Below are 13941 nucleotides of genomic sequence, written 5' to 3' on the forward strand. Positions count from 1 at the left end.
TTTTCCTGGAATTGCTCTAGTTACCGGCAGCGACGAGATGGCCGTTGCCGACATCTTGCAAGGCCAGCTTTAGCGGCGCCTCGCCGATCTTGCGGGTCGCGCTCGGGATCTCCTGATCGAACCGGGCAAAGCGGCTTCTGCGCCTGGCCGGATCAGGCACCGGCACGGCCTCGATCAGCCGTTTCGTGTAGGGATGACGCGGGTTGGAAAAGACCTGGTCGCGCGTGCCCATCTCGACGATCTGGCCGAGATACATGACGGCGACGCGGTCGGAAATGTTCTCGACCACCGCCATGTCGTGCGAGATGAAGAGGTAGGCGACGCCGAATTCGCGCTGCAGTTCCTTCAACAGGTCGAGGACGCGCGCCTGCACCGAGACGTCAAGCGCCGACACGCTTTCATCCGCGATGATCAGTTTTGGCCGCAGCGCCAGCGCGCGCGCAATGCAGACACGCTGGCGCTGGCCGCCGGAGAATTCGTGCGGATAGAGCTCCATCTGGTCGGCCGACAGGCCGACACGGTCGAACAATGCCGCCACACGCTCCCGCCGCTCATCCTTCGAGGCAATGCCGTGGATCACCAGCGGCTCGGCAACGAGGTCACCGACGCGCATGCGCGGGTCGAGCGAGGCGAAGGGATCCTGGAAAATCATCTGCACGTCGCGACGCACCGCCTTGCGTTCGTCGCGGCCCAGGCCCGACAGATTGCGCCCACCGACAACGATGTCGCCGCTGTACGGCACCAGCCCGGCCAGCGCCTTGGCGGTGGTCGACTTGCCGCAGCCGGACTCGCCGACCAGCGCCAGCGTCTCGTTGGGCGCGATCGAGAAGCTGACACCTTCGACGGCGTGAACGCGGCGGTTGACCCTGCCGAAGACGCCGCCGCGCAGGTCGAAGCGGACATGCAGCTCTTTGACCTCGGCGACATTGGCCGGCGTTAGCGTCTGTGCGTCCCTGGATTTTTGCCGCACGACGCCGCTGCCGATGCGCGGCACGGCGGCCAGCAGTTCGCGGGTGTAGTCGGCCCGCGGCCGGGCAAAAATGTCCGATGCCTTGCCCTCCTCGACCATGCGGCCATGCCGCATGATGATGACGCGATCGGCCATCTCCGCGACCACGCCCATGTCGTGGGTAATGAGGATGACGCTGGTGCCATGCTGGCGCTGCAGGTCGCGCAGCAGTTCCAGCACCTCCCCCTGCACGGTGACGTCGAGCGCCGTCGTCGGCTCGTCGGCGATCAGCACGTCGGGCTTGAGCGCCAGCGCCATGGCGATCATCACCCGCTGGCGCATACCGCCGGAGAGTTCGTGCGGAAACTGCTTTAGCCGGCTTTCGGCTTCCGAAATGCGCACCGCCTTCAGCGCCTCGATGGCTCGCTGGCGGGCCTCGGCTTGCGACAGGCTGGTATGCGCCTCGATGGATTCGGTGAGTTGGCGACCGATCGACAGCACAGGGTTCAGCGAGGTCATCGGCTCCTGGAAGATCATGGCGATGCGGTCGCCGCGAATGCGCCGCATCTGGCGCTCGTCGAGATCAGTCAGCTCAGAATCACCGAGACGGATGGTGCCTGAGGATATGCGGGCTGCGGGCTGCGGCAGCAATTGCATGATCGCCAGCGCCGTCATCGATTTTCCGGAGCCGGACTCGCCGGCGATGCAGAGCGTTTCGCCGCGTGCAAGCGTGAGCGACAGGTCGGAAACAACCTCGCGCTCGCCATCCTCGCCGCGCACGCTGACCGACAGGCCGGCGATATCGAGCACCGGCCCCGCCGTCACCGGAGCGGCAACCCCGGTCCGCTTTTTGCCCACGCCAGCGTTCATTCGAAGACGCAGCGCGGAAAGTAGAACGAGACCACCCAGTTCGGCATGTCGACGATCTCGCTGATGCGCAGGTCGCCGCACACCGAGGCCAGCATGTAAGCCTCGACCGGATCGAGCTTGTAGCGCCCGGCGAGCAGGTCGACCATCTGCGCAACGGCCTCCTTCGCGCCCGTCATCAGGTCCGGCCCGATGCCGGTCGTCACCTCATAGCCCTTGGCGTCAAGATGGCGCGTCACCGGCCCCGGCGTGGTGAAGCGCGGCGTCTTCAGCCTGGCGTCCTTGACCAGGTCGAGCTTGAGCACGACGTCCATCGGGCTTTCGATCGCCGTGCCGCAGACCTCGCCGTCGCCTTGCGCGGCATGGGTATCGCCGACCGAGAACAACGCACCAGCCACCTCCACCGGCAGATAGAGCGTGGTGCCGGCGGCGAGATCGCGGATGTCGAGATTGCCGCCGACGCGCCTGGGCGGAACCACCGAGTGATGGCCCATCTCAGCCGGGGCGTTGCCAATGGTGCCGGCGAAAGGTTTCAGCGGCACACGCGCATTTTTGCCGAACAGCGCCGGCTCGAGCGAGGCTGCGTCATATTTCCAGATGTTCAGCGCCGGCTCCATGAAATCGTCGGCGAGCAGCCCAAAGCCCGGAATGTTCGCCGTCCAGCCGAAGCCGGACGGTTTGAACATCTCGATCGTCACCTTCAGCGCGTCACCCGGTTCGGCGCCCTCGACGAAGATCGGCCCGGTCACCGGGTTGATCGTAGCAAAGTCGAGCTTGGCGATATCGCCGACCGTGCTATCGGGTTTCAGCTGACCGCCGGAGGAATCGAGGCACTGGAACTCGATGGTCGAGCCGGGCGCCACACGTTCGGCCGGGGCAAAGGAATTGTCCCAGCCGAAATGGTGATGGCGGCCATGGATGGTGTAGTCGCAGTTATTGCACATCTTTTACGTACACATTGTCATAGTTGATCGGAACGTGGACCGGGTCGACATAGAGGTTGTCGGCGCCGCCCATGCGCGCGGATTTCATGGTGAAGCGCTGCTCGTTGAAGACCGGCGCCCAGGGCGCGTCCGCCATGATCTTGGCGTAGATGTCGCTCCACATTTTGTAGCGCTCATCCGACTTCGCCGGATCAACGATCGAGTCGGCTTCGGCGGCCTTGGCATCGAGATCCTTGTTGCAATACCACGACCAGTTCCAGCCGCCCGGCACCGCGCCAGCGCAGCCAAGGATCGGACCGTAGAAGTTCGAGGGATCGGGGAAATCCGCGATCCAGCCCATGCCGCCGGACCAGATCATCGGTGCGCCGGCCTTGTCGCCGCCGGCGGCGATGACGTTGGCCTGTGCGAGCGCCTGAATGCTGGCCTTGATACCGATCGCCGCCAGGTCCTGCTGGATCGCCTGGGCAATGCGCGGGTTGGGATCGGTGTTCATGGCGAACAATTGCGTGTCGAAGCCATCGGGATGGCCGGCCTCGGCAAGCAGCGCCTTGGCCTTGGCAACGTCATAGGGATAGCCCTTGTATTCCTTGTCGTAGGCCGGCATCGACGGCGGCAGCGGCTGGTTGGCCGGCACGGCACGGCCATTGATGATCTGGATAATGCGCGCCTTGTTGATCGCCATGTTGACGGCCTGGCGCACCTTCACATTGTCGAAAGGCGCCATGGTGGTGTTCATGGTGATGTAGCCGGTGTGCAGTTGGCCGCCCTCGACGACGCGCGCCTTTTGTTCGGGATCGGACATCACCTCCTGGAATTTTGCTGGCGGAATGCCGTCGAGGGGCAGGTCGATTTCGCCCTTCTGCAGGCGCAGCAGCGCCACGATCGGCTCCTGGCCGACCTCGAAGGTGATCTTGTCGAGATGCGGCAGGCCCTTGTGCCAATAGTCCGGATTGCGCACGAAGACGATGCGCTGGCCGAGCGTCCATTCGGCGAGCTTGAAGGCGCCGGTGCCGACGGGGTGCTTGCCGAAATCGGCGCCATACTTCTCCACCTCTTCCTTCGGCACGACATGCGAGAAATTGATGGCCATGACATGCAGGAAGGTGGCGTCGGGCCGGCTTAGTTCGAACTTGACGGTGTAGGGGTCGACGACGGTGACACCCGCGAGGCTGTCCGCCTTGCCGGCCGCGACATCGTCATAGCCCTTGATCGAACCGAAGAAGCCGGCACCCGGGCTCTGCGTCTTCGGGTTGGTGACGCGGTCGAGCGAATATTTCACGTCGTCCGCGGTCATCTCGCGGCCATTGTGGAATTTGACGCCGTGGCGCAGCTTGAAGGTGAAGGTCTTGCCGTCGGGCGAAATCTCGTAGCTTTCGGCAAGGTCGGGCTTCAGCTTGGTCGTGCCCGGCTCGTAATCCATCAACCCGTCGAACAGGCTCTTGATCATCGACCAGTTCTGCCAGTCATAGCCGATGGCAGGGTCGAGCGTGGTGACGTCGTCCTTGTAGGTGGCGATGATTTCTCCGCCCTGCTTGGCGTTGGGATCGATTGTGTCTTCGGCGCGAGCACTCGTCATGCCGAGCATCAGAGCCAGCGCCGATGCCGCGACTGTGGAGGCGAGGAATTTTTTCATTTCGTGTTCCCTTTCTCTGTTTGTTTTCTTGGTTTCATCTGAGTTTGATGCTCATCTGAGTTTGATACGGGGGTCGATGAAGGGCGCGATGATGTCGGCAAGCAGATTGCCGAGCACGATGGCGAAGGCCGAGACCAGCGTGACGCCCATGATGATCGGGATGTCGACGCGCTGGATGGCCTGCCATGCCAGCTGGCCAATGCCGGGCCAGCCGAACACGCTTTCGACGACGACGATGCCGCCCATGAAGATGCCGATGTCGATGCCGATCATGGCGATGACCGGCAGGATGGCGTTGGGCAGTGCATGGCGGAAGATGATGGCACCGCGCGCCAGGCCTTTCGCACGCGCGGTGCGGACGTAATCCTGGCGCAGCACGTCGATCATCGACGAGCGCATCATGCGCGCATACCAGCCGGCGCCGAGGATGCCCATGGTGAGCGACGGCAGCACGAGATGGCGCCAGGTGCCGTAGCCGCCGATCGGAAACCAGCTCAGCCGCACGGCAAAGACGTAGAGCAGCAAGAGACCGACGACGAATTGCGGCGCCGAGACGCCGACGAAGGACGCGACCATCAATGTCTGGTCGGTCGCGGTGCCGCGTTTGACGGCGGCGATCAGGCCCATGGAAAGGCCGATCAGCAGCTCGCACAGGATGGCGCCGACCATCAATAGCAGGCTCGCCGGCAACCGCGAGACGATCAGCTCGGTAACCTCGGAGCGCTGGATGTAGGAGCGGCCGAGATCGCCGCTGACGAGCCTGGCCAGATAGTGCCAGTACTGGACGACGAAGGGCTGGTCGAGGCCGAGCTGCTGGCGGATGTTCTCGACCGTCTGTGGCGTGGCGCTGCGCCCGGCGATCTGGCGTACCGGATCAGCCGGCAACAGATAGAGCAGCGCGAAGGTGATCAGCGAGACGCCGAGCAGGATGAGCAGCGACTGGATCAGCCGGCGGCCGAGATAGGCGATCATGCCCGACCCCTTTGCGTCGGATCGAGGATGTCGCGCAGCGCGTCGCCGATCAGGTTGAAGGCCAGCGCCAGCGCCAGGATCGCAGCGCCGGGGAAGAACACCAGCCAGGGTGCCGCCTGGAAATAGGTCTGGTTCTCGAAGATGATGTTGCCCCAGGATGCGGTCGGCGGCTGCACGCCGATGCCGAGGAAGGAGAGTGTCGCCTCCAGCAGCACCGTGGTCGAAATGCCGAGCGTGCCCCAGACTATGATGGTCGGCAGGAGATGCGGCAGGATGTGGCGAAACAGGATGCGCGGCGCGCCGGCGCCGATGGTGCGTTCGGCGTCGATGAACTCGCGTTCGGCGAGCGAGGAGGTTTCAGTGTAGATGACACGGGCGGTCTGCACCCAGTTGACCAGTGCGATCACCATGGCGACGATCCACAGGCTGGGCTCGAACACCGCCGCCAGGCAAATGGCGAGCAGCAGCGCCGGGAACGCCATCATCAGATCGGTGAAGCGCATCAGCGCGCTGCCGATCCAGCCGCGGAAATAGCCGGCGGTGACGCCGACCAGCGTGCCGATGAACAGCGCCACGCCATTGGCAACGATGCCGATGATCAGCGAGGTGCGGGCGCCGTAGAGAATGCGGGTCAGCAGGTCGCGGCCAAGCAGGTCGGTCCCCAGCCAGAATTTGGCATCCGGCGGCAAGGGCGAGCCCTCGATGGTCAGGCCGTCGAACATCTGTTCGTTGGGATCATAGCCGGTCAGCCATGGCGCCAGCACGGCGCCAGCGACCACGATGGCGACGATGACCAAGCCGAGCATCGCCAGACGGCGCTTGACCAGCCGGCGCCAGACGCCGGCGCGCGGCCTGGCCGGCATGCGCGTCGGCGCGATGAGGTCAGGCGCGATGGGACTGGTCATCGCCGCCTTCCTCGTTCGTTACTTCCTCGCACGTCATGGCCACGATTCGGCGTGCGGCATCCTCGACGCTGATCTGCCAGCTCATCGCCAGCGAGCGCAGTTGCGCATAGGCGCGCTCGTCATCGGTGCCTTTCGACAGTGCCGCCACCGCGCGCACGATCGTCTGGCGCTCGGCGACGCGCTGGCGCAGCGAGGAAATTTCGCCGGCTAAGTTCTTGCGAGCCTCGAAACTCTGCCGTGCGATCAGCAGCGCGCTGTAGACGCCGGCGGTGCCGACCGGCTTCAAAAGCTGGGCGTCGGCCTTGTGCGACAATGCCCATTCGATGCGGCCTGGCGCCTCCGAACCGATCAACGCCACCAGCGGCATCGGCGCCTCGCCCGGCTTCCAGGGGAATTGCTCGTCGAAACCGAGATCGGTGTCGAAGAAGACGAAATCGGCGGCGAGCGCCTCTGGCGGCAGTTCCGGCCAGCAGTCGAGCGTGACGAGGCCGATGGCCGACAATTGTCTTGTGATGGCCTGCACCGTCGGATGCGGGCGATGCAGGATGAAGGCCCTGGCGCCGCCGAGATTGGGGATGCGCGGGGTTCGGGTCACGACACCACCCTCAGGCGCGGACGGCCGAACGTCTTGGCGGGGTCGTAGCGCGACAGATAGGGATCCGGCGCGACCTCGTGCTGCCGGCTGACGACCTCGAAATGGCCGTCGGCGATCCGGCCGATGATGACCGGCAGCGTCGCGTGCTGGGTGTGGGCGTCGATGGCGATCGGCCCCAGCCGGGTGGAGAAGCGCGTTGCGGCGAAGGCTTTCGAGAATTCCGCCGGACCGGCGTCGGGATCGCGCGACAACACATCGGCCATCACCTGAACCGAGGCATAGGCGGAGGCCTCGAAGGACGAGGCGAAAGCCGCAGGCCGTGGTGCGAAATAAGGTCCGACCGATAGATGTCCCTTGCCCGTTTCGCCGATCGCCGGCAGCTCACCCTCGGTGAGGTTGCAGGAGATGACCGGGCAGGTTTCCGGGCTGAAGGCAGGATCCTCATCGCCCAAATCGCGATAGGCGGCCAGGAAGGCGTAGGACGAGGTGCCGATCAGGTTGTTGAGGATGAAGTTCGGCCGCGTCGCCCGGATCTCGGCGATCAGGCGCGACACGTCGGTCTCGCCGATGCGCAGATAGCGTTCGCCCAGCACCTTGCCGCCGGCGTCCGCGATCAGGTCGCGCGCGACACGGTTCATCTCCCAGCCCCAGATATAGTTCGAGCCGAGCAGAAAGCCGTTGGCGCCGAAGCGCGGCACGACATGGGCCATCAGCGGCACCAGGTGCTGGTTGGGGCAGGCGTGCATGTAGACGACATGCTCGTTGGCCTCGAAGCCTTCATAGGGGCAGGCGTACCAGAGCATGCCGCCGGCCTTCTCCAGCACCGGGATCGTCTCCTTGCGGCTCCAGGATGTGACGCAGCCGACGACATGGCGTGCGCTGCTGGTCTTGAAGATGTCCTCGCAAAGCGTCGCGTAGCGGTCGGCATTGCTTTGCGGATCGCGCTCGACCGGCACCAGCTCGATGCCTGAGCCACGGTCGGCATTGATGTCGGCGATGGCGCGCATGGCGCCCATGCGGCACGCGTCGGAGACGAGCTGATAGCTCCCCGAGCGGGAATAGAGGATACCGATCTCGATGCGCCGTTTCAAACAGGACCCCAGAAATGACAATGCCCCGCAGCCAGCGCCACAAGGGCGAGGCATACGAGGCATTCTTGCCGCCCGGCGATCAGAGCCGGTATTTTGGCCTAGGGTATTCGGTCCGGCTGGTCAGTCAAGCGGGAAAGTTGTCCTCCTGCAACGCTTGCGGCGCCAACCCGCGTGGAGGAGCGGTCAGATCTCACCCTCGATGAGGCTCTCCAGCAGATCAAGCAACTGCTCCAGACGCTCGTGGCCGAAGCGGCGCTCGATGTCGTCGTAGATGACGCGGCGCTCGGGCGACAGAGCGCGGATCAGGGCGGAACCGGCCGGGGCGATGGTCAGCACCACGCGGCGGCCATCGCCCTCAGCCTTGTTGCGGGTAATGAATTTTCGGCCTTCGAGCGTCTTGATGATGCGGGTCAGGCTGGGCGGCAGCACCGACGCGCGATCGGCAAGCTCCGTCGCCTCCACCGGGCCGGCCTCGCTCAGCACGCACAGCACGCGCCACTGCTGTTCGGTCACGTCATGCGCCGTAAGCATTGGACGAAACCGCGCCATCACCGCTTCGCGGGCGTGCAGAAGCGCCATAGGCAGGGAACGACGGGAGTTTTCCGGCAGCAAGTGACGTTTTCTCCAGTGCTGAATGCGACCAGCGGCAGGCTTTGCCAGCAGGCTGGTTCTCAAAGCCCGTCACCGTCATCCCGTATCGTCGCCTCTGGCGGGATGCAAGGCCTGACTTCGGCGACATTATTCGCACTTGATGCGTTAATTGCAGCAAGTGAAGCTCTGTTCCTTGCGCCGGCGTCGTTTACATCAACACCTATGCCTGCCGGATCGCAGCGCAGTGCCGCCGCGGTCGGTCCAGTGGTGTCCTGTGCTCCCTTCCCTGGAATCTTTGAGAGAATATTCCCGGCTTTGCCGAGAACAGCGAAACACGTCCTTTTATAAAATCGATAGAATCTCTGACGATGTCACCAAGCCTAGGCAGTCCGCCTTGGCACGATGACTTCATAACCGCAGAGATCAATCATGTCCGACGTCAACAACACTTTGCCATCTTCCCTTTGGTCAATCATCAACCGGCGTGGCGGCCTGGCTCTGCTGTTCGCATCGGCCGTCGCGGTCGGCAGCCTGATGGCGCCGCATGCGTCCTTCGCCGAGGACAAGAAGTCGATCAAGGTCGGCATCATCAGCGGCGAGGATGAGGATGTCTGGCGCGTCGTGGTCGCCCAGGCCGCCGAAAAGGGCTTGACCGTCGAGACCGTGGTGTTCAACGACTACACCCAGCCCAACGAAGCGCTGGAGCGCGGCGAAATCGACGCCAACGCCTTCCAGCACCAGCCCTATCTCGACAACCAGATCAAGACGCAAGGCTATCATATCGTGCGTGTCGGCTATACCGGCGTCTGGCCGATCGGCCTCTATTCGAAGAAATACACGAAAGTCGCCGACCTGCCCGAGGGCGCGGTCATCGGCGTGCCCAACGACCCGTCAAATGAAGGCCGGGCGCTACGCGTGCTGCAGAATGAAGGTGTGATCAAGCTGAAGGACGGCACCGGCATCCTGGCCACCACCGCCGACATCGCGGAAAACCCCAAGAAGGTCGAGATCAAGGAGCTTGACGCCGGCATCGTCGGCCGCTCGGTCGAGGATCTCGATGCCGCCGTGGTCAACACCGACTGGGCGCTGAAAAGCGGCCTGACGTCAGAGAACCGCATCGCCCAGGAGCCGATATCCGACAATCCGTACCGCAACTTCATCGCGGTCAAGGTCGGCAATGAAAACGAAGCCTGGGTGAAGACACTGGTGGCTTCCTACCAGAACGACGCGGTCAAGGCCGAATTCGACAAGGTCTACAAGGGCACCGGCCTCAGCGCCTATTGATCGCCGGACCTCGTTCGGGAGCAAAAGCGGTCCGCGCTCGAGCGCGGGCCGCAATTGCGTTTTGCGATGGCGAGAATAGGGAACCGCATGAACCAGCATATCACGGCATCCGGGGAGATCGCCGGTCCGACCCACGCTCGACCCGACGCACCACAGGACGTGGTGCGCCTTGTCGATTTGAAGCGCCGCTTTGGCGCGACCGCGGCGCTCGACGGCATCTCGCTGACGGTGCGCAAGGGCGAAATCCTAGGCATTATCGGCCGCAGCGGCGCCGGCAAATCGACGCTGATCCGCTGCCTGAACGGGCTGGAGCGGCCGGATTCCGGCGAGGTGTTCATCGAGGGCCGCGAGATCAGCCGGCTCGGCGAGCGCGACCTGCAGCCGCTGCGGCGGCGCATCGGCATGATCTTCCAGCATTTCAACCTGCTGTCGGCCAAGACAGTGGAGGACAATGTCGCGCTGCCGCTGAAGATCGAGGGCCGGCCGAAGGCCGAGCGTCTGGCACGGGCGGCGGAGTTGCTTGAACTCGTCGGCCTGTTGGATAAGGCCAAGGCCCATCCAGCGTCGCTGTCGGGCGGCCAGAAGCAGCGCGTCGGCATTGCCCGGGCGCTGGCGGCGCGGCCGGCGCTGTTGTTGTCGGATGAAGCGACCTCGGCCCTCGACCCGGAGACGACGCGCTCCATTCTCGCGCTGTTGAAAGACATCAACCGGAAGCTTGGCCTGACCATCTTGTTGATCACCCACGAGATGGAGGTGATCCGCTCCATCGCCGACCGCGTGGCGGTGATCGATGCCGGGCGCATCGTCGAGGACGGGCCGGTGTGGTCGGTGTTCGCCGAGCCGCAGTCCAATGTCACAGGCAGCCTGCTTGGCGCCATCCGGCCGCAATTGCCGGCCGAGTTGTCGGCGCGCCTGCTGCCCGCGGCCGGCGCCGAGACGATCCTGCGTGTCGATGTGGCTGGCGAGGTCGCGCGTGGACCATTGCTGTCCGACCTTGCCACTTCTGTTCCGGGCTCCTTCCGCCTCGTCCATGGCGGCATCGACCATATCCAGCAGCAGCCTGTCGGCACGCTGTTTCTCTCCGTTCCCGGCAACGATGCAAGCCATCTCGCCGAAGTGATTACATTCCTGAAGGCCCGCCAGGCGCGGGTGGAGGTGCTTGGCCATGTCGCCAATCCTGTTTGAGCTTCTGCTGCGGTCGATCTGGGAGACGGTGCTGATGACGGCCGCCTCCGGTCTGATCTCGCTGGTCTTCGGCCTGCCGCTTGGTTTGGCCTTGATATCAACCGAACGCGGCGGCATTGCCGAAAACCTGTGGGTCAACCGCGTGCTCGGCGCCGTCATCAACGGCTTCCGCTCGGTGCCGTTCATCATCCTTCTGGTGGCGCTGATCCCGCTGACGCGGCTGATCGTGGGCACCTCGATCGGCACCTGGGCGGCCATCGTGCCGCTGTCGATCGCCGCCACGCCCTACTACGCGCGCATCGCCGAAGTGTCGCTGCGCGAGGTCGACCATGGCCTGATCGAAGCGGCCCGCGCCATGGGCGGCAACCGCTGGACGATCATCCGCGAGGTGCTGGTGCCCGAGGCGCTGCCCGGCATCGTCGCCGGCTTCACGGTGACGCTGGTGACGCTGATCGGCGCCTCGGCCATGGCCGGTGCTATCGGCGCCGGTGGTTTGGGTGATCTCGCCATCCGCTACGGCTATCAGCGCTTCGAGACCTCGGTGATGGTGGCTGTGGTGATCGTGCTGATCATTCTGGTCTGTGGGATTCAGTGGGCGGGTGACCGGCTGGTGGCGCGGCTGGACCGGCGGGGGTGATGAGCCCGGTAGGCTCGCGCGGAATGGGCAGAGGCTTCCCGACTTCGTCATCCACGGGCGGAGCAGCCGCGAAGCGGCGTCGCGGAGACCCGAGGATCCATGCCGCGACCGGAGACGCAGGGTGCAGCGGGGCGGAATTCGGCACCGTTGGTGACGCATTGGAGTCCCGGCATGGATCCTCGGGTCTGCGCTGCGTCGCTACGCTCCTTGCTCCGCCCGTGGATGACGAAGCGACGGGCGTTCCGGCTAACCTCGCAACCTTACCCCTTCCGGATCAAAGAACGGCATCGCAGCCACGACCGCACGCGTCGGCTTGCCATCGATAGCGATGCTGAGTTCGGTGCCGACAGCCGTAAATGGCAGCCGCAGATGCGCGGTCGCCAGCACTTTGCCGAGGGAATAGCCGTGGTCGCTGTAGGTGACGATGCCGGCATCTTCGCCATCCGCCACAACCCTCGCATCCGTAGCCGCTGGTTTGTCGCCGTCAAGGACCAGGCCGGTCCAGCGCTCGCCGAGGCCCTTGTCGCGGATCTTGAGCAGCGCTTCGCGGCCGATGAAATCGCCCTTGTCGAACTTGATCCAGCGGTCGAGGCCGACATGGAACGGCGTGCGGCTCTCATCCATGTCGATGCCATGCGCCGGATAAGCCTTTTCCAGGCCGAGTGTGAACATCGCCAGCACGCCATAGGGTTTCAGGCCGAAGTCCGCCCCTGCACGCATCAGGACGTCCCAGACGGAGGCTGCCTCGTCGGCCGGCACGAACAGTTCGAAGCCGAGTTCGCCGGTGACGCCGGTGCGCGAGATCAGGACGCGCGTGCCGTTGACATGGCCCGAAGTGAACGCCCAGCGCTTCAACCCGTCGAGATCGGCATCGCCGATCATGGCCTTCAACAATTCGCGTGAGCGCGGGCCCTGGATGGTCGGAAAAGCAATTGCCGCGGTGATGTCGGTGACGTAGACCTTGCGGCCCTGGGCATGGTGCTGCAGCCAGGGCAGCATCTTCAGGCGGTTGACCGAGCCTGTCACCAGCATGAAATGCTCCGGCGCCAGCCGGAACACGGTGAGGTCGTCCATGATGCCGCCATCCTCGCGGCAGATGGTGGAATAACGGACCTGGCCCGGCTTCATCGCAGCCGCGTCGTTGACGATGACATGATTGACCAGCGCCTCGGCGTCCGGGCCCTTGATGTCCATCTTGCCCATGGTGCTAAGATCCTGCACGCCGACATTTGCGCGGGTGTTCAGGTGCTCGTCGGCGATGCCGGAATAGTATTTGGCCGAGATGAAATCGCCGCCAACCCGACCCATGGTCGCGCCCAGTCCGACGATGCTGCTGTAGAAGGGGGAACGCCGCTCAGCCAAGAAGGTCTCCATCATTCATGAAAACGGCAGCGCCGATCGGCGCTGCCGTAAGGCGTTGTCGTCGGTCTCAGCTGCCGTAGACGTCGAAGGCAAAGTACTTGTCGTTGATTTCCTTGTACTTGCCGTTGGCGCGCAGGGCATCGATGGCGGCATTGAACTTGTCGGTCAGCTCCTTGTTGCCTTTCTGCAGCGCGATGCCGACGCCGGGGCCGTGAATGGCCGGATCGGCGGTCAGCGTGCCGAGCAGCTTGCAGCAGGCGCCGTCGGGCTTCTTCAGCCATTCGGTGAGGATGATCGAGCCATCCATCATCGCGTCGAGACGGCCATTGGCCATGTCGGTGCGGGCGTCGTCGCCCGTGGGATAGGCCTTGACGGTCGAGCCCGCATATTTCTGCTCGGCGAATTTCTGGTGGATGGTGGCGGTCTGCACGCCAAGCGCCTTGCCTTTCAAATCGTCCGGCGAGGTGCCCACGATGGTCGAATCCTTCGGTACGGCGATGGCCGGCGGCGTCTGGTAGTATTTGTGGGTGAACTCGACCTTCTCGGCCCGCTCCGGCGTGATGGTGATGTTGATGATGGCATCGAACTTGCCGGCCTGCAGCGCCGGGATCGAGCCGTCGAAATCCTGCACGATGAATTCGCATTCGGCCTTCATCTCGGCGCACAGCGCCTTGCCGAGATCGATGTCGAAGCCGCCCAGCGTGCCGTCGGCGCTGGCGTAGTTGAAGGGCGGATAAGCACCCTCGGTGCCGATCCTGAGCTTCTTGTCCTGGGCGGACGCAGCACCAGCGGCAAGGGTAAGGGCGACGGAAGCGGCAAGCACGAAACGACCGAAAAGACGCATGTTCCAGATCTCCGTTGACCGCAGAAGTCTACGGGCTTTCGTGCCACCGGCGGTGACGGAAACGACATGTGCTGCGGCGATC

Annotated in this window: 13 protein-coding genes; 3 read left to right on the top strand and 10 right to left on the bottom strand. The window is 64.2% G+C overall.

All coding sequences use genetic code 11. The features are described 5' to 3' along the window. Nucleotides 1-16: 16 nt before the first annotated feature. From EB231_RS03580 to hpaR, 8 genes are all read right to left on the bottom strand, one after another. Nucleotides 17-1819, bottom strand: coding sequence for an ABC transporter ATP-binding protein (locus EB231_RS03580; RefSeq protein ID WP_172347621.1), 1803 nt, complete (start codon nt 1817-1819; stop codon nt 17-19). Then, nucleotides 1816-2760 (bottom strand): acetamidase/formamidase family protein, encoded by a 945-nt coding sequence (locus EB231_RS03585; RefSeq protein WP_172347622.1) that lies wholly within the window; start codon nt 2758-2760, stop codon nt 1816-1818. Before EB231_RS03585 ends, EB231_RS03580 begins: the two co-directional genes overlap by 4 nt. Next, a complete protein-coding gene (locus tag EB231_RS03590) occupies nt 2750-4393 on the bottom strand; it encodes an ABC transporter substrate-binding protein (RefSeq protein WP_172347623.1) in 1644 nt (547 codons plus the stop codon). The genes EB231_RS03585 and EB231_RS03590 overlap by 11 nt, the downstream gene beginning before the upstream one ends. Before the next feature lie 51 nt (nt 4394-4444). Further along, complete coding sequence (locus EB231_RS03595) at nt 4445-5365, bottom strand: ABC transporter permease (RefSeq protein WP_172347624.1); 921 nt, start codon at nt 5363-5365, stop codon at nt 4445-4447. Further along, on the bottom strand, nt 5362-6270 hold the full coding sequence (locus EB231_RS03600; protein ID WP_445299297.1) for an ABC transporter permease: 909 nt from the start codon (nt 6268-6270) through the stop codon (nt 5362-5364). The genes EB231_RS03595 and EB231_RS03600 overlap by 4 nt, the downstream gene beginning before the upstream one ends. Continuing rightward, on the bottom strand, nt 6248-6865 hold the full coding sequence (locus tag EB231_RS03605; RefSeq protein ID WP_172347625.1) for an ANTAR domain-containing response regulator: 618 nt from the start codon (nt 6863-6865) through the stop codon (nt 6248-6250). The genes EB231_RS03600 and EB231_RS03605 overlap by 23 nt, the downstream gene beginning before the upstream one ends. Next, on the bottom strand, nt 6862-7956 hold the full coding sequence (locus EB231_RS03610) for a transporter substrate-binding protein (protein ID WP_172347626.1): 1095 nt from the start codon (nt 7954-7956) through the stop codon (nt 6862-6864). Before EB231_RS03610 ends, EB231_RS03605 begins: the two co-directional genes overlap by 4 nt. 183 nt (nt 7957-8139) lie before the next feature. Further along, nucleotides 8140-8535, bottom strand: a complete 396-nt coding sequence (gene hpaR / locus EB231_RS03615) for a homoprotocatechuate degradation operon regulator HpaR (protein ID WP_246740999.1) — start codon at nt 8533-8535, stop codon at nt 8140-8142. 441 nt (nt 8536-8976) lie between these two features. Here hpaR and EB231_RS03620 point away from each other — a divergent pair, with 441 nt between their 5' ends. From EB231_RS03620 to EB231_RS03630, 3 genes are all read left to right on the top strand, one after another. Then, on the top strand, nt 8977-9831 hold the full coding sequence (locus EB231_RS03620) for a MetQ/NlpA family lipoprotein (protein ID WP_172347627.1): 855 nt from the start codon (nt 8977-8979) through the stop codon (nt 9829-9831). An 87-nt stretch (nt 9832-9918) separates the two neighbouring features. After that, nucleotides 9919-11016: a methionine ABC transporter ATP-binding protein gene (locus EB231_RS03625; RefSeq protein WP_172347628.1), complete on the top strand. Its 1098-nt coding sequence runs from the start codon at nt 9919-9921 to the stop codon at nt 11014-11016. Continuing rightward, complete coding sequence (locus tag EB231_RS03630; RefSeq protein ID WP_172347629.1) at nt 10997-11653, top strand: methionine ABC transporter permease; 657 nt, start codon at nt 10997-10999, stop codon at nt 11651-11653. Before EB231_RS03625 ends, EB231_RS03630 begins: the two co-directional genes overlap by 20 nt. Nucleotides 11654-11899: 246 nt before the next feature. On the opposite strand, the gene EB231_RS03635 is transcribed toward EB231_RS03630, so the two are convergent. Both EB231_RS03635 and EB231_RS03640 read right to left on the bottom strand, forming a co-directional pair. Further along, nucleotides 11900-13030, bottom strand: a complete 1131-nt coding sequence (locus EB231_RS03635; protein ID WP_172347630.1) for an aminomethyltransferase family protein — start codon at nt 13028-13030, stop codon at nt 11900-11902. A 52-nt stretch (nt 13031-13082) separates the two neighbouring features. Continuing rightward, nucleotides 13083-13859: an ABC transporter substrate-binding protein gene (locus tag EB231_RS03640; protein ID WP_172347631.1), complete on the bottom strand. Its 777-nt coding sequence runs from the start codon at nt 13857-13859 to the stop codon at nt 13083-13085. Between the last annotated feature and the right edge of the window lie 82 nt (nt 13860-13941).

The sequence above is a fragment of the Mesorhizobium sp. NZP2298 genome (genome assembly GCF_013170825.1).
In the GTDB taxonomy this organism is placed as follows: domain Bacteria; phylum Pseudomonadota; class Alphaproteobacteria; order Rhizobiales; family Rhizobiaceae; genus Mesorhizobium.

Coding starts and splice junctions, on each gene's coding strand:
- hpaR (WP_246740999.1), bottom strand. CDS start 8,535: ATGGCGCTTCTGCACGCCCGCGAAGCGGTGATGGCGCGGTTTCGTCCA.
- EB231_RS03590 (WP_172347623.1), bottom strand. CDS start 4,393: ATGAAAAAATTCCTCGCCTCCACAGTCGCGGCATCGGCGCTGGCTCTG.
- EB231_RS03635 (WP_172347630.1), bottom strand. CDS start 13,030: ATGATGGAGACCTTCTTGGCTGAGCGGCGTTCCCCCTTCTACAGCAGC.
- EB231_RS03585 (WP_172347622.1), bottom strand. CDS start 2,760: ATGTGCAATAACTGCGACTACACCATCCATGGCCGCCATCACCATTTC.
- EB231_RS03580 (WP_172347621.1), bottom strand. CDS start 1,819: ATGAACGCTGGCGTGGGCAAAAAGCGGACCGGGGTTGCCGCTCCGGTG.
- EB231_RS03600 (WP_445299297.1), bottom strand. CDS start 6,270: ATGACCAGTCCCATCGCGCCTGACCTCATCGCGCCGACGCGCATGCCG.
- EB231_RS03625 (WP_172347628.1), top strand. CDS start 9,919: ATGAACCAGCATATCACGGCATCCGGGGAGATCGCCGGTCCGACCCAC.
- EB231_RS03630 (WP_172347629.1), top strand. CDS start 10,997: ATGTCGCCAATCCTGTTTGAGCTTCTGCTGCGGTCGATCTGGGAGACG.
- EB231_RS03620 (WP_172347627.1), top strand. CDS start 8,977: ATGTCCGACGTCAACAACACTTTGCCATCTTCCCTTTGGTCAATCATC.
- EB231_RS03595 (WP_172347624.1), bottom strand. CDS start 5,365: ATGATCGCCTATCTCGGCCGCCGGCTGATCCAGTCGCTGCTCATCCTG.
- EB231_RS03640 (WP_172347631.1), bottom strand. CDS start 13,859: ATGCGTCTTTTCGGTCGTTTCGTGCTTGCCGCTTCCGTCGCCCTTACC.